We start from the raw sequence: 18693 nt of genomic DNA on the forward strand, positions 1-18693 counted from the left end.
GCCCGGACAGGCCCTCGCCGCGCGCGGCGAGAGCGGGCAAGTGGAGCGATTGGGCCGTCCCTGACCGCGAAAGCCCAGGCAAGCAGATTCCCCGTTGTCCCGAACGCTCCACTTGCCCTGTCACCGCCTCCAGAACAAGTGGTGCGTCACCCCGCTCGGACTCGGCACCACATCCCGGTGGAAGCGGTCCAGCAGCTCGTCGGGGGACTCCCACAGCCGTGAGCCCGACCCCAGCTTCACCCCTGGCGAGACCGCCACGTGCAGCGTGTCGACCAGGTCCGCGTGGAGGAACTCCCGGATGGTGGCGGCCCCTCCCCCGAGGCGGACGTCCTTGCCCTGCGCCGCCTCCCGCGCCTGCGCGAGGACCTCGGCCGGGTCGCCGCCGACGAAGTGGAACGTGGTGTCGGAGAGGGTGAACGAGGGGCGAGGGTGGTGGGTCATCACGAACACCGGGGTGTGGAACGGCGGCTCGTCGCCCCACCAGCCCTGCCAGTCGTGGTCCTGCCAAGGGCCGCGGTGGGGACCGAACTTGTTGCGGCCCATGATCTCGGCGCCGATGTTGTGGGCGAAGTCGCGCGTGAAGTAGTCGTCGAGGCCGCGGCTCCCGCCCGGGTCGGTGCGGTTGGGCCAGCTCGCCGTCGCCCCGGCCCACGCGAACATCGTGCCGGGGTCGGCGTGGCCGAACGGCCGTTCAAGGCTCTGGTTCTCACCGGCTCCGAATCCGTCGCTGGAGACGTTGAAGTTCTGCACGCGCAGTAGCTGCGTCTGAGGCACGGGGCTCCTCCTGTGGTCGACGAAGGGTTGACCGCTCCGGCCGGCGAAACTCATCGGTCGTCGGTCGTCGGAGAATCCGGCCTCCGGCCCTCACCCAGCCTGCGCCACCACGTGCTCGATGACCTGCTTGAAGTCGTCGGCCGGGGAGAACTCCACCAGCTCGCTGTCCTCCAGCGCGAGCGGCACATGCCCCGGAGCCCAGTAGTAGGCCTGCCCCGCCTCGTACTCCTCCTCGCCGGATGCCGTGCGCATCCTGATCCGGCCCTTCAGCAGGTAGCCCCAGTGGGGGCACTGGCACGCGTCGTCGGGCATGCCCTTGAGGGCCGGGCCCATGTCCGTGCCCTGGGGCAGGCTGATGTAGCCCACCGACATGCCGCCCCCGATCGGCATGCTGCGCAGCTCCACGCCGTCGCCTTCGAGGGCGACGGGTACGTCGTTCCGGGTCGCCGCCGTCATGACTCCTCCGCTCGCCGTGGATACGGACCTCTTCCTTCCACCCTGGACCGCCCGGGAGCCTCCCGCGACATCACGATCAGGTTGCGAGGTGCCGCCAGGGTCTTGATTTACCGGCGTGTAATCGATTCCATCCACCCGTCGATGTAATCGATTCCACGAACCCATGGCGGGTTCCGTTTCCACAAGGAGGTGGAGCGGCGGTGGCCAGCATCAAGGACGTCGCTGCCGAGGCAGGCGTCTCCGTCGCCACGGTCTCGCGCGTCCTGAACGACCACCCGTCGGTCAGCGCCGACGCACGCGCACGCGTGCTGGCCGCCGTCGGGGCCCTGGGCTACCGCCCGAACGCCGTCGCCCGCTCCCTGCGCACCGACCAGACCCACACCCTCGGCCTGGTCATCAGCGACGTGATGAACCCCTACTTCACCGAGCTGGCCCGCTCCGTCGAGGAAGAGGCCCGCGCGCTCGGCTACAGCGTCATCATCGGCAACGCCGACGAGCGGCCCGACCTCCAGGACCACCACGTACGGAACCTGCTGGACCGGCGCATCGACGGGCTGCTCGTCTCCCCGACGGACGGCGGCTCGCCGCTGATGCTGGACGCCGCGCGGGCCGGGACGCCCATGGTGTTCGTGGACCGGTGGATCCCGGGCGTGGACGTGCCGGTGGTACGGGCGGACGGCCGGAGTGCCGTACGGGATCTCGTCGCACATCTGCACGGCCTCGGGTACCGGCGGCTCGCGATCATCGCGGGACCGGCGGCGACCACGACCGGCCGGGAGCGCGTGGAGGCCTTCCGGGAGGCGCTCGGCGCGTACGGCCTCGAACTCCCGGACGCCTACACAGGGCAGGGCGACTTCCAGGCGGAGAGCGGGCGCCGGGTCACCGAGGGGTTCCTCGACCTGCCCGAGCCGCCCGAGGTCGTGTTCGCGGCCGACAACCTGATGGCGCTCGGCGCGCTGGACGCCGTACGCGCGCGTGGCGTGCGCGTGCCGGACGACATCGCGCTGGCCGCCTTCGACGACATTCCCTGGTTCGTGCACACCGACCCGCCCGTCACCGCGATCGCCCAGCCGACCGGTGAGCTGGGGCGTGCCGCCGTGCGCGCGCTGGTCGCCCGGATCGAGGGCCGGCCCGGGGAGTCCGTCACCCTCCCCGCCCGGCTCGTCGTACGCCGCTCGTGCGGCGAGCCCGTCCCGGCACCCCCCGACCCCCACCCGGTCTCCCCGGAGCCGGACCCTGCACAGACCCCCGCTGTGCAGCACCCCGCCAAGAACAGGAGCCAGACGTGAGCAACGCGGACGAGTTGCTGCGCATCGAGGGCATACGGAAGACCTTCCCGGGTGTGGTCGCGCTGGACGGCGTGGACTTCGACCTGCGCCGGGGCGAGGTGCATGTGCTGCTCGGTGAGAACGGCGCGGGCAAGAGCACCCTCATCAAGATGCTCTCCGGCGCCTACACCCCCGACGCCGGGCGGATCCTGGTCGGCGGCGAGGAGACGCGCATCCAGGGTGCGCAGGACTCCGAGCGGCTCGGGATCGCCACCATCTACCAGGAGTTCAACCTCGTTCCCGATCTGACGGTCGCCGAGAACATCTTCCTGGGGCGCCAGCCGCGCCGGTTCGGGATGATCGACCGGAAGAGGATGGAGGCCGACGCCGAGGTGCTGCTGAAGCGCGTCGGGGTCAGCGTCTCGCCACGCGCGCGGGTCCGCGAACTCGGTATCGCGCGCCTGCAGATGGTCGAGATCGCCAAGGCGCTCAGCCTGGACGCGCGTGTGCTGATCATGGACGAGCCGACCGCCGTGCTCACCTCCGAGGAGGTCGAGAAGCTCTTCGCGATCGTGCGCAAGCTGCGCGAGGACGGCGTCGGGATCGTCTTCATCACGCACCACCTGGAGGAGATCGCCGCCCTGGGCGACCGGGTCACGGTCATCCGGGACGGCAAGAGCGTCGGGCAGGTGCCCGCCGCCACGCCCGAGGACGAGCTCGTACGGCTCATGGTGGGGCGGTCGATCGAGCAGCAGTACCCGCGTGAGCGGCCCGAGAAGGGCGACGCACTGCTCAGCGTCGAGGGGCTGACCCGGGACGGGGTCTTCCACGACGTCGGCTTCGAGGTGCGTGCCGGTGAGGTGGTCGGCATCGCCGGGCTGGTCGGCGCCGGTCGTACCGAGGTCGTGCGGGCGGTCTTCGGGGCCGATCCGTACGACAAGGGAGCCGTGAAGGTCTCCGGGGCCGCACTGAAGGGTCACGACGTCAACGCCGCCATGACCGCCGGCATCGGCCTCATCCCCGAGGACCGCAAGGGCCAGGGCCTGGTGCTGGACGCGTCGGTCGAGGAGAACCTCGGCCTGGTGACGCTGCGGTCGGCCACGCGCGCGGGGCTCGTCGATCTGAAGGGCCAGCGCGAGGCCGCCGCCCGGATCGCGGAGCAGCTCGGCGTGCGGATGGCGGGCCTCGGCCAGCACGTGCGCACGCTGTCGGGCGGCAACCAGCAGAAGGTCGTCATCGGCAAGTGGCTCCTCGCCGACACCAAGGTGCTGATCCTCGACGAGCCGACGCGCGGTATCGACGTCGGCGCCAAGGTCGAGATCTACCAGCTCATCAACGAACTGACGGCGGCCGGTGCCGCCGTACTCATGATCTCCAGCGATCTGCCCGAGGTGCTCGGCATGAGCGACCGGGTGCTGGTGATGGCCCAGGGCCGGATCGCGGGCGAACTCTCCGCCGACGAGGCCACCCAGGACGCCGTGATGGCGCTCGCAGTAAGCAACCCCAGCACAGAGAAGGAGGCCTCCCGTGGCCACTGACACGCTCAAGAGCACGACGGGCGCGGGAGCCGCCTCGGGAGGCCTGCGCCGCCTGCTGCTCGACAACGGCGCGCTCACCGCGCTCATCGTCCTCGTCATCGCGATGTCGGCGCTGTCCGGCGACTTCCTGACGACGGACAACCTGCTCAACGTCGGCGTCCAGGCGGCCGTGACCGCCATCCTCGCCTTCGGTGTGACCTTCGTGATCGTCTCGGCGGGCATCGACCTGTCGGTCGGCTCGGTCGCCGCGCTGTCGGCCACGGTGCTCGCGTGGACCGCCACCTCGGCGGGCGTCCCCGTCTTCGTCGCCGTCCTGCTGGCCATAGCCACCGGTATCGCGTGCGGCCTGGTCAACGGCATCCTGATCTCCTACGGCAAGCTGCCGCCGTTCATCGCGACGCTGGCGATGCTGTCGGTGGCCCGGGGTCTGTCCCTCGTCATCTCCGAGGGCTCCCCGATCGCCCTGCCCGACTCGGTCTCCCACCTCGGCGACACGCTCGGCGGCTGGCTGCCGGTGCCGGTCCTGGTGATGATCGTGATGGGTCTCGTCGCGGCGTTCGTGCTGGGCCGTACCTACATCGGCCGCTCGATGTACGCGATCGGCGGCAACGAGGAAGCGGCGCGGCTGTCCGGCCTGCGCGTGAAGAAGCAGAAGCTCGCCATCTACGCCTTCTCCGGTGTCTTCGCCGCCGTCGCCGGTGTCGTGCTCGCCGCCCGGCTGTCCTCCGCGCAGCCGCAGGCCGCCGACGGCTACGAACTGGACGCGATCGCGGCGGTCGTCATCGGCGGCGCCTCCCTCGCGGGCGGTACGGGCAAGGCGTCCGGCACGCTGATCGGCGCGCTGATCCTGGCCGTGCTGCGCAACGGGCTGAACCTGCTGAACGTGTCGGCGTTCTGGCAGCAGGTCGTCATCGGCGTCGTCATCGCGCTGGCGGTGCTGTTCGACACGCTGCGGCGCAAGGCAGGGGCCACTCCCGGGGCCACCGGTACCTCCCAGGGAGGCAAGGGGAAGCAGGCGGCGACGTACGGGCTCGCGGCCGTCGTCACCGTCGCGATCGTCGGCGCCACGTCCTTCCTGCACAACGGCTCCTCCGCCACGGGCACCCCGAAGATGGGCCTGTCGCTGTCCACCCTCAACAACCCCTTCTTCGTGCAGATCCGGGCGGGAGCCCAGGCCGAGGCGAAGAAGCTGGGCGTGGACCTGACCGTCACGGACGCCCAGAACGACGCCTCCCAGCAGGCCAACCAGCTGCAGAACTTCACCAGCTCCGGGCTCGGCGCGATCATCGTCAACCCGGTGGACTCGGACGCGGCGAGCAACTCCGTGAAGGCCGCCGACAAGGCGGATATCCCGGTCATCGCCGTGGACCGCGTCGTCAACAACGCCAAGCTGGACACGCTGGTCGCCTCCGACAACGTCGCCGGTGGTGAGCTCGCCGCCAAGTCGATCGGCGAGAAGCTCGGCGGCAAGGGCAAGATCGTGATCCTCCAGGGCCAGGCGGGTACGTCGGCGGCCCGTGAGCGGGCCGCGGGGTTCGCGAAGGGACTGAAGGCCTACCCGGGCATCCAGGTCGTCGCCCAGCAGCCCGCCGACTTCGACCGCACCAAGGGCCTCGACGTGATGTCGAACCTGCTCCAGGCCCACCCGGACGTCCAGGGCGTCATCGCCGCGAACGACGAGATGGCGCTCGGCGCGATCAAGGCGCTGGGCTCCAAGGCCGGCAAGTCGGTCTCGGTGGTCGGCTTCGACGGCACGCCTGACGGACTGAAGGCGGTCGAGGGCGGCAGCCTGTACGCGTCGGTGGCGCAGCAGCCCTCCCAGCTCGGGAAGATCGCCGTGGACAACGCCCTCAAGGCGCTCCAGGGCAAGAAGGTCGAGGAGACGGTGAAGGTGCCGGTGAAGGTGGTCACGAAGGAGAACGTGGCCGGCTTCAGCGGCTGACATCGCTGATACCGCCGATACCGCCGGTATCGCTGACATCGGGGAACGGCCGGGCGGCACCCAGCACACGGGCCCGCCCGGCCATGTCACTCACGTGGGGAGACAACTCATGTACGACTACGACCTCCTGGTCGTCGGGTCGGCCAACGCCGACCTGGTGATCGGTGTCGAGCGCCGGCCCGGTGCCGGCGAGACCGTGCTCGGCTCCGACCTGGCCGTCCACCCGGGCGGCAAGGGCGCGAACCAGGCGGTCGCCGCCGCCCGGCTCGGGGCCCGTACGGCCCTGCTGGCCCGGGTGGGCGACGACGCGCACGGCCGTCTGCTGCTGGAGTCGCAGCGGGACGCCGGTGTCGACACGGTGGGTGTCCTGGTGGGCGGCGCGCCGACCGGGGTCGCGCTCATCACGGTCGACCCGTCCGGGGACAACAGCATCGTCGTCTCGCCGGGCGCCAACGGCAGGCTGGCCCCGGAGGACGTGAGCGCCGCCGCGTGCCTCTTCCAGAGCTCCCGGGTGGTGTCGGCGCAGCTGGAGATCCCGCTGGAGACGGTGGTGGCGGTCGTACGGAACCTGGCTCCGGACAGCCGTTTCGTCCTCAACCCCTCGCCGCCGCGCCCCCTTCCGTCGGAGGTGCTGGCGGCCTGCGACCCGCTGATCGTCAACGAGCACGAGGCGAAGGTGATCCTGGGCTCGTCCGCCGTGGGGGACAGCCCGGAGGGCTGGGCCCGGATACTGCTCGCGAAGGGGCCCCGGTCGGTGGTGGTGACGCTGGGCGGAGAGGGCGCGCTGGTGGCGTCGTCGGAGGGTGTCTCCAGGGTCTCATCCGTGAAGGTGAGCGCCGTGGACACGACCGGCGCGGGAGACGCGTTCACCGCCGCGCTGGCCTTCCGGCTGGGGGCGGGCGCGTCCCTGGCGGAAGCGGCGGCGTACGCGGCCCGGGTCGGGGCGGCGACCGTGACGAAGGAGGGCGCGCAGGCGTCCTTCCCTACGGCGGCGGAGGTCGCCGCACTATGAAGAAGGCCGGAATACTGAACCGTCACCTCGCCGGTGCGCTGGCCGAACTGGGCCACGGGGACGGGGTGCTGGTGTGCGACGCGGGCATGCCCATTCCCGACGGGCCCCGGGTGGTGGACCTGGCCTTCCGGGCCGGGGTGCCGGCGTTCGCCGAGGTGCTGGAGGGGCTGGTGGCCGAGCTGGTGGTCGAGGGGGCCACGGCGGCGGCGGAGGTGCGGGAGGCGAACCCGGAGGCTTCGGAGCTGCTGGCGGGGCACTTCCCCGGGCTGGACCTCGTATCGCACGAGCGGCTCAAGGAGCTGTCGGCGGGTGCGCGGCTGATCGTCCGCACGGGCGAGGCACGGCCGTACGCGAATGTGCTGCTGAGGTGCGGCGTCTTCTTCTGAGGCGTCTTGAACGGTTGAGGTGTCTTGAACGGTTTCGAGGGGGCCCGGTCCGTCGACCGGGCCCCCTCGGCTTTTCCCCTCCCGTCAGGAACCCCGCGATCCCCCCAGATCTCCCCCCAGAAGTCCTGACACCATGTACGACCGCCGTGGGCGGCAAAGGGTTGCACGGTCGGGTAAGAATTTCTTGCCGGATTCTTGCGAAGATCACCGCGCCAGCCGGGTCAGCACCCGGGTGAGGCTTCCGTCGTCCTCCTCGATGTCCCTGACGTGCGCGAATCCGATCCTGTCGAGGAGGTGCAGCGAGGCGGTGTTCCGCTCGTCCACGGTGGCGTGCACCTCGCTGAGCCCGAGCGTCTGGAACCCGTACGCCACGAGCGCCTCGGCCAGCTCCGTACCCAGCCCACCGCCCCAGGCCTCGGGTGCCAGCGCGTAGACGATCTCGTGGCCGCCGACCGCGTCGGTCCGCTTGATCTCCGCGTGCCCGATCAGCCGCCCGTCGCGCCGGACCGCCCACACGTCGAACAGGTCCTGGGCGTAGACCTTGGTGAAGATCCGCCCGAACAGGGCCCGGTCGTCCGCCTCGGGCGAAGGACCGTCCCCCATCCACCGGGACACCCTGGCGTCCTGGAACAGGGCGACGAAGCTCTCTTCGTCCTGCGGCGTATAGGGGTCCAGGTGGAGGCGTGGGGTGCGCAGCGTCGGGGGCATGAGCGGAGACGCTAACGATGTGAGAGCCGGGTGACCACCGGGTTTCCGTGGAAGCTCCCCGTCACGCCGATTCGTTCAGCAGCCTGCTCAGATGTTCACTCCCGGCTCCCAGCAGCTCCGGCAGCGGCTGGGCCGTTTCGTACCAGCGCTTCTCGTACTCCCAGCACAGCCAGCCGTCCCAGTTGTGGCGGGAGAGGACCTCCACGCATTCGGCGAGGGGGAGGACGCCCGCGCCGAGGGGCAGGGGGGTGGTGTCCTCGGCGGAGGCGATGTCCTTGACCTGGACGTAGCCGAGGTGGGGGGAGAGTGCGGCGTAGGTCTCCGAGGGCTGTTCGCCGCCCAGCCAGGTGTGCATGACGTCCCAGAGCGCACCGACCTGACGGTGGCCGACGAGGCCGAGGACGCGCATGGCGTCGGCGGCGGTGCGGTGGGAGTCGTGGGTTTCCAGGAGGATGCGTACGCCCAGGTCGTTGGCGTACTCGGCGGCCGTGCCCAGGCGCCGGGCGGCCGTCGCGTCGGCCTCCTCGGGGGTCTGGACGTCCAGGTCGCCGCCGGGGAAGACGCGGATGTACGGGGCGCCGAGGTCGCGGGCCAGGTCGAGGAGGGCACGGATCTCGGCCAGGACGGGTTCGTCGTCGCCCGGCGCGGCGACGCGCGCGTAGCCCGCCAGGCCCAGGATCTCTACGCCCGACCCCTTGAACTCGGCCGCCACCTCGGCCCGCTGAGACGGGTCGAGGTCGGTGTGGACCGGTTCCTCGGGGTGGGTGCGCAGCTCCACGCCGTGGTAGCCGTGCGAGGTCGCGAGCCGCAGGACGTCGGGCAGGGGCATGCCGGGGACACCGAGAGTGGAGAACGCGAGCTTCATACGGACGGACCCTACCCGGCACCCCCGCCCGCGACTCCCCTTCATCACTCGGGCGTTGCGGAAAGATCCAGTCGCCAGTCCTGGCCGTTCAGGTCCTGTCCGAAGGAGTGGTGCGGCTTCTCCGCGACCAGCTCGAAGCCGTGGCGCTGGTAGATGCGGCGGGCCGCGCCGAGGATGTCGTTGGTCCACAGGACCACCTCGCGGTAGCCGGCCTGGCGGGCGAAGTCGACGAGGGCTCCCACCAGCCGGTCGCCGATGCCGAGGCCGCGTGCGTCGGGCTCGACGAGCAGCAGCCGTAGCCGGGCGGCCCCGGGCGCGTCGTCCCGTACGCACATCACGCATCCCACCCGCCGGCCGTCCAGCTCGGCGATCCAGGTGCGGTCCAGCCGCGGGTCGTGGTCCTCGCCGTAGTCGGCGACGATACGGGCGACGAGGCCCTCGTACTCGAGGTCGAAGCCGTACTCGGCGGCGTACAGCGCGGCGTTGCGCTCCACGATCCAGCCGAGGTCGCCGGGGGTGGGCTCGCGCAGGACGACGTCCTCGGGGCGAGGGGCACGGCCGTCGCCGAGCAGGGTCCGAACGGTCCGCAGGGCCTCCGCCAGCCGGGGCCGGTCCTCGGCCCGCACGGTGTCCAGCAGCGACCCGACCGTCTCCCGCGCCCGCTCGTCGAGCAGCGCGGCGGCCTCCCGGCCGGGCGAGGTGAGGGTGATGCGGCGGCGGCGCGGGTCCTTCTCGGACGGTCCGCGTTCGATCAGCCCGTCGTCCTCGAACTTGTTCAGGATGCGGCTCAGGTAGCCGGCGTCCAGGTGCAGCTGGGCCCGCAGGTCGGCGGCGTCCGTGCGTGGCGCGTGGGCGAGTTCGTAGAGCACGCGGGACTCGGTGAGGGTGTAGGGGGCGTACAGGTGGCGGCCGTAGTCGAGCGCGCCGATGACGTTCGTGTAGAAGCGGTTGAAGGAGCGGATGTCCTGGACGGTCATGGCCTCGACCCCCGAATGTTTGACTCAGTCAGAGATACCGACGAGCCGAGCCTAACGGTCAGGGACATGCGGGGCCAGACGCGCACATGATCCGGATGAGAGACGACCGATGAGTTTTTCCGTATGGCGCAGTCAGAGAACGTGTTCGTGCGCCGCGGCAGCGAGTGTCGTGGAAGCACGCACGGACGAAGTCCGCCGAGAACCCACATGAGAGACCGAGGAACCCGCGATGCGCACCCTGATCAGTACCGCGTTCATCTCGCTCGACGGCGTCGTGGAGGCCCCGGGTGGCGAGCCCGGCTACCGGAACACCGGCTGGACCTTCAAGCACGCCGAGTTCCTGCCCGAGGCGTACGAGATCAAGGACCGGGAACAGCGGGAAGCCGCCGCGATGATGATGGGCCGCACCAGCTATGAGGCGTTCAGTCCGGTGTGGCCCGACATGGAGGAATTCGCCGACTACAACGCGATGCCGAAGTACGTCGTCTCCACGACCCTCGCCGAGGAGCAGCTCGTGAAGAACTGGGGGGAGACGAGGATCCTGCGGTCGCTCGACGACGTCGCCGCGTTGAAGGAGACGGAGGGCGGCCCGATCATCGTCCACGGCAGCGCCTCCCTCAACCAGGCCCTTTCCGACGCCGGCCTGATCGACCGCTACCACCTGCTCGTCTTCCCGCTGCTGCTCGGCGCGGGCAAGCGGCTCTTCAGCAGCACGGACAAGGACGCCCAGAAGCTGCGGCTCGTCGAGCACGAGGCCTACGCCAACGGTCTGCAGAAGAACGTCTTCGACGTCGTCCGCTGACGAGGCGCCGCGCGCTCGGCACGGGGACGTCCCCGGGGGCGGGGCAGCATGAGGACGCTGCCGTTCGGAGCGGAGTGGGGGTGGGGCCCGTGGCATGCCGGCCCCACCCGTCAACGCCGATCAGCCACGTCTCAGCCCGTCCGGCGATTGAGGACGAGGCCGTTCAGGCCGAAGCGGGGGCCTGGGGGCGGCAACCCCCAGCAGGCCCGGGCAGCGACGCCCAGACTAGGAAACCCGCGGCACCCCGGAGGACCCCCGCACCATCAACTCCCCCCGTACCGAAGCGATCCCCCCGGGCGGCGCCTCCTCCCGCCCCATCGCGATCCGCCCGGCCCGCGCCCCGGCCTCCGCCAACGGCAACCGCACCGTCGTCAGCGAAGGCACCGCGTCGATGCTGAAGGGCAGGTCGTCGAAGCCCGCCACCGACACGTCCTCCGGAATCCGCAGCCCGGAGTCGCGCAGCGCCGCGCACGCCCCGAGCGCGACGGAGTCGTTCGCGGCGACGACCGCCGTCAGCGACGGGTCACGCCGCAGCAGCTCCAGCGTCGCCTCGTAGCCGGACCTGCGGTCGTAGCGCCCGTGCACCGTCCACCGGGGGTCCTCCTCGATGCCGTGCGCGGCGAGCGCGGCCCGGTGGCCCTCCAGGCGGTGGCGGGTCGTGGTGCGCTCCTCGGGGCCCGCGATGTAGCCGAGCCGCCGGTGGCCGAGGCCGATCAGGTGCTCGGTGAGTTCCTGCCCGCCCCCGCGGTTGTCGAAGGTCAGCGCGACCGCCCCGGTGTCCGGAGCCGGCGGCCGCCCGCACAGCACCACCCGCGTCCCCGCCTCCGCGAGCTTGCGCACCTTCGTGTCCATCGCCGTCTGGTGCGCCGCGTCCTCGATCGCCCCGCCGGTCAGCACCACGGCCGCCGCACGCTGCCGCTGCAGCAGCGTGAGGTACGTCAGCTCCCGCTCCGGGGAGCCGCCCGTGTTGCAGACCACCGCGAGTCTCTCCCCGCCCGCTCGGCCGCCCGGGCCGCCGATCTCGGCCTGGATCGCGCTCGCCATGATCCCGAAGAAGGGGTCGGCGATGTCGTTCACCAGGATCCCGACCAGGTCGGAGGTGGCGGCGGCCAGGGCGCTCGCGGGCCCGTTGAGCACATAGTCCAGCTCGTCCACGGCCTTCAGCACCCGCTCGCGGGTGGAGGCGGCGACGGGATAGTTCCCGTTCAGCACGCGCGACACCGTCGCGGGCGAGACCTGCGCGCGGGCCGCCACGTCCGCCAGGGTCACCGTCATGTCGTCGTCCTCCGGTCACGCGTCTTGTCGTCGCCCTTGTACACACCCGGACCCATGAGAACGGTTCCGAGCAGGTCGGAAGCCCTGGCCTCGTCTAATCCTTGGCCAAGGTTCCGAGCAGACCTTAAGCCCCCGGCCCCCGGTTGTTCGCCCCCTCGAACAACTCGTCCTGGTCACGGTCTTGTCCAGACCACGGTTCAGAGGCTAGCTTCTCCGTATGTAGAAAGCGCTTGCTGCAACGCTCACCAGTGGGCGTACGCGGCGCGACGACCGCGTACGAAGGGAACGACGTGACACGCAAGACGGTGCGTATCGCCATGAACGGCGTGACCGGGCGCATGGGCTATCGCCAGCACCTGGTCCGCTCCATCCTCGCCCTGCGCGAGCAGGGCGGCCTCGACCTCGGCGACGGCACCGTGCTGTGGCCCGAGCCGATCCTGGTCGGCCGCCGCGAGCACGCGCTGAAGGCGATGGCCGAGCAGCACGGGCTGGAGCACTGGTCGACGGACGTGGACGCGGTCCTCGCCGACGAGACCGTGGACATCTACTTCGACGCGCAGGTCACCTCCGCCCGCGAGGAGGCCCTGAAGAAGGCGATCGCGGCCGGCAAGCACATCTACACCGAGAAGCCGACCGCCACCGGTCTCGACGGCGCGCTCGCCCTCGCCCGGCTGGCCGACGAGGCCGGCATCAAGCACGGCGTCGTCCAGGACAAGCTCTTCCTCCCCGGCCTGCTGAAGCTGAAGCGCCTCATCGACGGCGGCTTCTTCGGCCGGATCCTGTCCGTGCGCGGCGAGTTCGGCTACTGGGTCTTCGAGGGCGACTGGCAGGACGCCCAGCGCCCGTCCTGGAACTACCGTGCCGAGGACGGCGGCGGCATCGTCGTCGACATGTTCCCGCACTGGGAGTACGTGCTCCACGAGCTGTTCGGCCGCGTGAAGTCCGTCCAGGCCCTCACCGCCACCCACATCCCGCAGCGCTGGGACGAGAACGGCAAGCCGTACGACGCCACCGCCGACGACGCCGCGTACGGCATCTTCGAACTGGAGGGCGGCGCGATCGCCCAGATCAACTCCTCCTGGGCCGTGCGCGTCAACCGCGACGAGCTGGTGGAGTTCCAGGTGGACGGCACGGAGGGCTCGGCCGTGGCCGGACTCAGGAACTGCCGTGCCCAGCACCGCAGCGCCACCCCCAAGCCGGTCTGGAACCCGGACATCCCCGCCACGGAGGTCTTCCGCGACCAGTGGCAGGAGGTCCCGGACAACGCCGAGTTCGACAACGGCTTCAAGGCCCAGTGGGAGCTGTTCCTGAAGCACGTCTACGCCGACGCGCCCTACCACTGGGACCTGCTGGCCGGCGCCCGCGGTGTCCAGCTCGCCGAGCTGGGTCTCGCGTCCTCGGCCGAGGGCCGTCGTATCGACGTACCGGAGATCGGCCTGTGACCATCCAGCTCCCGGACGCGAGCGGTGCCTTGAGGGCGTACGAGCCCCGGCAGGAACCGCTCGCCGTCACCACCGGTTCCCCGTTCACCTCCCGCACGGTCTTCTCGGCCGCGCATGTCGTCGCCGACCCGTTCGCGGACGTGTCCCCCGACTCGCCCGCCGCCGTCGACTGGGACGCCACCCTCGCCTTCCGCCGCCATCTGTGGTCGCACGGGCTGGGGGTCGCCGAGGCCATGGACACGGCGCAGCGCGGCATGGGCCTGGACTGGGCGGGCGCGGCGGAGCTGATCCGCCGGTCGGCCGCCGAGGCCAAGGCGGTGGGCGGTCGTATCGCCTGCGGCGTGGGCACCGACCAGCTCACCGGCCCGGCGTCCCTCGCCGAGGTCCGCGCGGCCTACGAGGAGCAGCTCGCGCTCGTGGAACAGTCCGGCGCACAGGCCATCCTGATGGCGTCCCGGGCGCTCGCGGCGGCCGCCTCGGGCCCCGAGGACTACCTCGAGGTCTACGGCCGGCTGCTCCGCCAGTCCGCCGAGCCGGTCGTCCTGCACTGGCTGGGCCCGATGTTCGACCCGGCGCTGGAGGGCTACTGGGGGTCGTCCGACCTGGACGCGGCCACGGACACCTTCCTTGAAGTGATCTCGGCGCACCCCGACAAGGTCGACGGCATCAAGGTCTCCCTGCTGGACGCCCGGCGCGAGGTCGATCTGCGCCGCCGGCTCCCCGACGGGGTGCGCTGCTACACCGGCGACGACTTCAACTACCCGGAGCTGATCGCGGGCGACGAACAGGGCTTCAGCCACGCCCTGCTCGGCATCTTCGACCCGCTGGGGCCGCTGGCGGCGGAGGCGGTCCGGGTGCTGGACACCGGGGACGTCGCGGGATTCCGCGCACTCCTCGACCCGACGGTCGAGCTCTCCCGCCACCTCTTCCAGACCCCGACCCGCTTCTACAAGACGGGCGTGGTGTTCCTGGCCTGGCTGGCGGGCCACCAGTCCCACTTCACGATGGTCGGCGGCCTGCAGTCGGCCCGCTCGCTCCCGCACTTCGCGAGGGCGTACGAACTCGCCGACGGTCTCGGCCTGTTCCCCGATCCCAAGCTGGCGCAGGAGCGGATGAAGAACCTGCTGTCCCTGTACGGGGTGAACCAGTGACGGAGCTCGCGCGTTTCTCCATCAACCAGATGACGGTCAAGCAGCTGTCGATGCCGGAACTGGTCGACGCCTGCCGCGAGTCGGGCGTCGTCAACGTCGGCCTGTGGCGCGAGCCGGTCCAGTCGTACGGCTTGGAGGCCACGGCCAAGCTGGTCCGGGACGCGGGCCTGACGGTGACGACGTTGTGCCGGGGCGGCTTCTTCACGGCGATCGACCCGCGGGAGCGGGCCGAGGCCCTGGCCGACAACCGCCGCGCGATCGACGAGGCGGCGGCGCTCGGCACGGACACGCTGGTCCTGGTCTCGGGCGGCCTCCCGGCCGGCTCGAAGGATCTGCACGGGGCGCGGGAGCGGATCGCGGACGCGCTGGCGGAACTGGGGCCGTACGCCGAGGAGCACGGCGTACGCCTGGCCATCGAGCCGCTGCACCCGATGTACGCCTCCGACCGCTGCGTGGTGTCGACGCTGGCGCAGGCCCTGGACCTGGCCGAACGGTTCCCCGCCCAGCAGGTCGGGGTCACCGTCGACACGTACCACATCTGGTGGGACGACACGGCTCCCGCGCAGATCGCCCGGGCGGGCGCGTCCGGCCGTATCCACACCTTCCAGCTCGCCGACTGGACGACTCCCCTGCCGGAGGGCGTGCTGACGGGCCGGGGCCAGATCGGTGACGGCGCGATCGACATGCGGGAGTGGCAACGCTACGTGGAAGACGCCGGGTACACCGGCGCCATCGAAGTGGAGCTGTTCAACGACGGTCTGTGGGCCCGGGACGGCCGCGAGGTGCTGGCCGAGACGGCGGCGAGGTTCGTCGAGCACACCTTGTGACCCAGCCCTGCCCCCTTCACACGCTGCCCCGCCCGGATGCTCCGGGCGGGGCAGCGGCCGTACCGGCGGGTGGCCGGAAGCGTCGGCTCACACGCCCCGCAACGTCGGCTCACACGCCCCGTCGAACCACCCGTTCACCTCGATCACCGACTTCCGGAAATCCGGCCCGCGCCGGGAACCCGATCCGGATCCGGGCCGTCCAACGCACAAACCGCCGGAGAGTCACCACGGTGCGGTGTCGGCCCTCGCTGCTGGCTGCGATCGCTGACCACCCTCTCCGCCGTACCGCGGCCGGCGGGCCCCACCGCCACCGGCGCGTCCCCCTCCAACCGCGCCGGTGGCGCCCCCTGCGCGTTCCCTTGACTGGCAGAAACTTCCCCGTTATTGCTGACTTCTTGGAAGTTTCCTTCAGCGGATCCGAGAGGATCACCTCCGGAAGGAGCGCACGTGCACGACACCGGCACGGGAAGCACGGGAAGCACCGCACAGCCCTCCAGACGCACCGTTCTCGCCGCCACCGCCGGCGTCACCGCCGCTCTCGCGGCCGCCGGGCCCTCGTACGCCTCCGGCTCCTCCGGCTCTCCGGACGACAGGCGACTGCGCGCTCACATCTCGCGGATGACGCTGGAGGAGAAGGTCGGCCAGCTCTTCGTGATGCGGGTCTACGGCCACTCCGCCACCGCCCCCGACCAGGCCGACATCGACGCCAACCTCAAGGAGATCGGGGTCCGTACGGCCGCCGAGCTGGTGGCGAGGTACCGGGTCGGCGGCATCATCTACTTCGCCTGGGCGCACAACACCCGCGATCCGCACCAGATCGCCGACCTGTCCAACGGCATCCAGCGGGCCTCCCTGGGACTGCCCCGCGGGCTGCCGGTGCTCATCTCCACCGACCAGGAGCACGGGATCGTGGCCCGGGTCGGGAAGCCCGCGACGCTCTTCCCGGGCGCCATGGCCGTCGGCGCGGGCGGGTCGAGGTCCGACGCGCGCACCCTCGGCCGGATCGCGGGCGCCGAGCTGCGGGCGATGGGCATCCGGCAGGACTACTCCCCCGTCGCCGACGTGAACGTCAACCCGGCCAACCCCGTCATCGGCGTACGGTCCTTCGGTGCCGAACCGCGGGCCGTCGCCGCGCTGGTGGCCGCCGAGGTCGCCGGGTACCAGGGCTCCGGGGTCGCCGCCACCGCCAAGCACTTCCCGGGGCACGGGGACACCAACGTCGACAGCCACACCGGCTTCCCCACCATCACGCACAGCCGGGAGCTGTGGGAGAAGCTGGACGCACCGCCGTTCCGGGCGGCGATCGCCGCGGGCATCGACTCGATCATGACCGCTCATCTGATGGTCCCAGCCCTCGACGACTCCGGCGACCCCGCCACCCTCTCCCGCCCCATCCTCACCGGCATCCTGCGCGAGCGGCTCGGCTACGACGGGGTCGTGGTGACCGACTCCCTCGGCATGCAGGGCGTACGGACCAAGTACGGCGACGCCCGGGTGCCGGTGCTCGCGCTGAAGGCGGGCGTGGACCAGCTGCTCAACCCGCCGAATCTGGACCTGGCCTGGAACGCCGTCCTGACGGCCGTGCGGCAAGGTGAGCTGACGGAGGCCCGGCTCGACGAATCGATCCTGCGGGTGCTGCGGCTGAAGGCGAGGCTCGGGCTGTTCCGTTCGCCGTACGTCAGTCAGGGCGGCGTCGACCGGACCGTCGGCATCCGCACGCACCTGAGGACGGCCGACCGGATCGCCGAGCGGACGACCACCCTGCTCGTCAACGAGGACCGGCTGCTGCCGCTGTCCCGGCGCCGCCACCCCAAGGTGCTCGTGGTCGGAGCCGATCCGGCGTCGCCGTCGGGGACGACCGGTCCGCCCACGGGCGTGCTCGCGGGCGCGCTGTCGGAACTCGGCTTCACCGCCACCGCCCTGTCGACCGGTACCGCCCCCTCGGCGACGACCATCGCCAAGGCGGTCGCGGCCGCGCGGGACGCGGACGCGGTGGTGGCCGCCACGTACAACGTCACGGCGGGCAGCAGCCAGAAGGCGCTGGTCGAGCAGCTCGTGGCGACCGGGAGACCGATCGTGGCGGTCGCGATCCGCAATCCCTACGACATCGCCCAGCTCCCATCCGTCCCGGCCTGTCTCGCCGCCTACTCCTGGACGGACGTCGAACTGCGGGCCGCCGCACGGGTGATCGCGGGCCGGGTGAAGCCACGCGGGAAACTGCCGGTCGACGTACAGCGGGCGGATGATCCGGAGCAGGTGCTGTACCCGGTCGGACACGGTCTGTCGTACTAGACGTACGCCACGGACCGGGCGCACTACCCCCGAAGGGCGCAAACCCTCCCATGTCCCTGGCGTGCGCCCGCGATCACGGGTCACGCTGGGGCAGGGCCTGTCGTTTGGATCAGGTCGCAGGGAACTGGCGGTTTCTCGTCAGCGCCGGTGAGCGGGGTCTGGTGCGTGCAGCTGCAAGGCGGAGGAGGGAGTCGAAGCGGAGCTTCGGCGACCGACGACAACGCGGCAGATGTGCGTGCCAGACCCCGCGTCCGCGGCCTGATCGGAACGGCAGGCCCTGAGCACTCAGGGGGACGGCAATGCGCAACACGGGTTCGGCGGGGGTGGTGAGCGGGCTGGTTCTGCTGGTCGCGCTGCTGGCCGGGTGTCAGAGTCCGTCGGCGGGGGTGGCGCAGGACGGCCGGCTGGGCGGACCGGCGACGGGGACGAGTACCGCGGTCTCGCCGTCGGCGACCCGGCCGTCCGGGTACGGGGCGGTGTTCCTCGCGGTCGACGAGTGCAGTTCGTTCGGTACGACGAGCTTCACCGAGGTGTCGTGCGCCGGTGAGCGGGCGGCGGCGCGGGTCGTGGCGCGGCACGACGGCGCGGTGCGTGACGGACCGCGCTGCCCGCGGACCACCGACTTCGTGCTGCACATCAGTGAGCAGCGGCCCGCGTCCGACGAGGACGGCGACGGGGCGGTGCCGCGCGGCTACGCCTGTATGCGCAACCTCCAGCCGCCGCACCCCGGCGACCCGGGCGGCGGGGGCGGCCCCCGCACCATCGTCGGCGACTGCGTCTACGGCTCCGGCGACGGGCAGGTCCGCGAGACCGCGTGCGACGGGACGGGCGAGCGGAAGCCGGAGTACCGGGTGACCCGGGCGGTCACCGGACGGGCCGACTGCCCCGCCTCGACCGCGCTGTACGTCCGGCTGGGCGGCGAACGGCCGGTGGGGTGCGCCCGGCCGCTGTGAGCGGCGGCCGGGCGCACCCGCCGGG

At 71.4% G+C, this 18693-nt stretch carries 17 protein-coding genes; 11 read left to right on the forward strand and 6 right to left on the reverse strand.

What is annotated here, in order from left to right:
• Positions 1–120 precede the first annotated feature (120 nt).
• Both ACFZBT_RS02245 and ACFZBT_RS02250 read right to left on the reverse strand, forming a co-directional pair.
• Positions 121–774 (reverse strand): dihydrofolate reductase family protein, encoded by a 654-nt coding sequence (locus ACFZBT_RS02245; RefSeq protein ID WP_391097668.1) that lies wholly within the window; start codon positions 772–774, stop codon positions 121–123.
• Positions 775–864: 90 nt separating this feature from the next.
• The gene (locus tag ACFZBT_RS02250; RefSeq protein WP_391097669.1) at positions 865–1230 is read right to left on the reverse strand and encodes a hypothetical protein; all 366 of its coding nucleotides are present in this window, start codon (positions 1228–1230) and stop codon (positions 865–867) included.
• A 200-nt stretch (positions 1231–1430) separates the two neighbouring features.
• Here ACFZBT_RS02250 and ACFZBT_RS02255 point away from each other — a divergent pair, with 200 nt between their 5' ends.
• The 5 genes from ACFZBT_RS02255 to rbsD all read left to right on the forward strand — a co-directional run bounded on the left by ACFZBT_RS02255 (position 1431) and on the right by rbsD (position 7376).
• Positions 1431–2519, forward strand: coding sequence for a substrate-binding domain-containing protein (locus tag ACFZBT_RS02255; RefSeq protein WP_391097670.1), 1089 nt, complete (start codon positions 1431–1433; stop codon positions 2517–2519).
• On the forward strand, positions 2516–4036 hold the full coding sequence (locus tag ACFZBT_RS02260; protein ID WP_391097671.1) for an ATP-binding cassette domain-containing protein: 1521 nt from the start codon (positions 2516–2518) through the stop codon (positions 4034–4036). Before ACFZBT_RS02255 ends, ACFZBT_RS02260 begins: the two co-directional genes overlap by 4 nt.
• Positions 4026–5978, forward strand: a complete 1953-nt coding sequence (locus tag ACFZBT_RS02265; RefSeq protein WP_391097672.1) for a substrate-binding domain-containing protein — start codon at positions 4026–4028, stop codon at positions 5976–5978. The genes ACFZBT_RS02260 and ACFZBT_RS02265 overlap by 11 nt, the downstream gene beginning before the upstream one ends.
• A gap of 109 nt (positions 5979–6087) precedes the next feature.
• Positions 6088–6990 carry a PfkB family carbohydrate kinase gene (locus tag ACFZBT_RS02270; RefSeq protein WP_391097673.1) on the forward strand — a complete coding sequence of 301 codons (903 nt, stop codon included), beginning with the start codon at positions 6088–6090 and terminating at the stop codon, positions 6988–6990.
• Positions 6987–7376 carry a D-ribose pyranase gene (rbsD, locus tag ACFZBT_RS02275; RefSeq protein WP_391097674.1) on the forward strand — a complete coding sequence of 130 codons (390 nt, stop codon included), beginning with the start codon at positions 6987–6989 and terminating at the stop codon, positions 7374–7376. The genes ACFZBT_RS02270 and rbsD overlap by 4 nt, the downstream gene beginning before the upstream one ends.
• A gap of 204 nt (positions 7377–7580) precedes the next feature.
• On the opposite strand, the gene ACFZBT_RS02280 is transcribed toward rbsD, so the two are convergent.
• The 3 genes from ACFZBT_RS02280 to ACFZBT_RS02290 form a co-directional block, all read right to left on the reverse strand.
• On the reverse strand, positions 7581–8084 hold the full coding sequence (locus ACFZBT_RS02280) for a GNAT family N-acetyltransferase (protein ID WP_391097675.1): 504 nt from the start codon (positions 8082–8084) through the stop codon (positions 7581–7583).
• A gap of 61 nt (positions 8085–8145) precedes the next feature.
• Positions 8146–8949 (reverse strand): TIM barrel protein, encoded by an 804-nt coding sequence (locus tag ACFZBT_RS02285; protein WP_391097676.1) that lies wholly within the window; start codon positions 8947–8949, stop codon positions 8146–8148.
• Between the two features lie 44 nt (positions 8950–8993).
• Positions 8994–9926, reverse strand: a complete 933-nt coding sequence (locus tag ACFZBT_RS02290; RefSeq protein WP_391097677.1) for a GNAT family N-acetyltransferase — start codon at positions 9924–9926, stop codon at positions 8994–8996.
• Between the two features lie 229 nt (positions 9927–10155).
• Between ACFZBT_RS02290 and ACFZBT_RS02295 the strand changes: the two genes are divergently transcribed.
• On the forward strand, positions 10156–10728 hold the full coding sequence (locus tag ACFZBT_RS02295) for a dihydrofolate reductase family protein (RefSeq protein ID WP_391097678.1): 573 nt from the start codon (positions 10156–10158) through the stop codon (positions 10726–10728).
• A gap of 225 nt (positions 10729–10953) precedes the next feature.
• Here the strand turns inward: ACFZBT_RS02295 and ACFZBT_RS02300 are convergent, their stop codons facing one another.
• Positions 10954–12003: a substrate-binding domain-containing protein gene (locus ACFZBT_RS02300; protein ID WP_391097679.1), complete on the reverse strand. Its 1050-nt coding sequence runs from the start codon at positions 12001–12003 to the stop codon at positions 10954–10956.
• A gap of 290 nt (positions 12004–12293) precedes the next feature.
• Here ACFZBT_RS02300 and ACFZBT_RS02305 point away from each other — a divergent pair, with 290 nt between their 5' ends.
• The 5 genes from ACFZBT_RS02305 (at position 12294) to ACFZBT_RS02325 (ending at position 18668) form a co-directional block, all read left to right on the forward strand.
• Complete coding sequence (locus ACFZBT_RS02305) at positions 12294–13445, forward strand: Gfo/Idh/MocA family oxidoreductase (RefSeq protein WP_391097680.1); 1152 nt, start codon at positions 12294–12296, stop codon at positions 13443–13445.
• A complete protein-coding gene (locus ACFZBT_RS02310) occupies positions 13442–14596 on the forward strand; it encodes a DUF993 family protein (RefSeq protein WP_391097681.1) in 1155 nt (384 codons plus the stop codon). The genes ACFZBT_RS02305 and ACFZBT_RS02310 overlap by 4 nt, the downstream gene beginning before the upstream one ends.
• Positions 14593–15423 carry a TIM barrel protein gene (locus ACFZBT_RS02315; RefSeq protein WP_391097682.1) on the forward strand — a complete coding sequence of 277 codons (831 nt, stop codon included), beginning with the start codon at positions 14593–14595 and terminating at the stop codon, positions 15421–15423. Before ACFZBT_RS02310 ends, ACFZBT_RS02315 begins: the two co-directional genes overlap by 4 nt.
• Before the next feature lie 447 nt (positions 15424–15870).
• Positions 15871–17715: a glycoside hydrolase family 3 N-terminal domain-containing protein gene (locus ACFZBT_RS02320; RefSeq protein WP_391097683.1), complete on the forward strand. Its 1845-nt coding sequence runs from the start codon at positions 15871–15873 to the stop codon at positions 17713–17715.
• A gap of 299 nt (positions 17716–18014) precedes the next feature.
• Positions 18015–18668 carry a hypothetical protein gene (locus ACFZBT_RS02325; RefSeq protein WP_391097684.1) on the forward strand — a complete coding sequence of 218 codons (654 nt, stop codon included), beginning with the start codon at positions 18015–18017 and terminating at the stop codon, positions 18666–18668.
• Positions 18669–18693: the final 25 nt, after the last annotated feature.

It is taken from the genome of Streptomyces sp. NPDC008137, assembly GCF_042957035.1.
Classification (GTDB): Bacteria; Actinomycetota; Actinomycetes; order Streptomycetales; family Streptomycetaceae; genus Streptomyces.

Bases quoted from the DNA above. Each gene is read 5' to 3' on its own strand.
- ACFZBT_RS02250 (WP_391097669.1), bottom strand. From the start codon at position 1,230: ATGACGGCGGCGACCCGGAACGACGTACCCGTCGCCCTCGAAGGCGAC.
- ACFZBT_RS02270 (WP_391097673.1), top strand. From the start codon at position 6,088: ATGTACGACTACGACCTCCTGGTCGTCGGGTCGGCCAACGCCGACCTG.
- rbsD (WP_391097674.1), top strand. From the start codon at position 6,987: ATGAAGAAGGCCGGAATACTGAACCGTCACCTCGCCGGTGCGCTGGCC.
- ACFZBT_RS02280 (WP_391097675.1), bottom strand. From the start codon at position 8,084: ATGCCCCCGACGCTGCGCACCCCACGCCTCCACCTGGACCCCTATACG.
- ACFZBT_RS02285 (WP_391097676.1), bottom strand. From the start codon at position 8,949: ATGAAGCTCGCGTTCTCCACTCTCGGTGTCCCCGGCATGCCCCTGCCC.
- ACFZBT_RS02290 (WP_391097677.1), bottom strand. From the start codon at position 9,926: ATGACCGTCCAGGACATCCGCTCCTTCAACCGCTTCTACACGAACGTC.
- ACFZBT_RS02295 (WP_391097678.1), top strand. From the start codon at position 10,156: ATGCGCACCCTGATCAGTACCGCGTTCATCTCGCTCGACGGCGTCGTG.
- ACFZBT_RS02300 (WP_391097679.1), bottom strand. From the start codon at position 12,003: ATGACGGTGACCCTGGCGGACGTGGCGGCCCGCGCGCAGGTCTCGCCC.
- ACFZBT_RS02325 (WP_391097684.1), top strand. From the start codon at position 18,015: ATGCGCAACACGGGTTCGGCGGGGGTGGTGAGCGGGCTGGTTCTGCTG.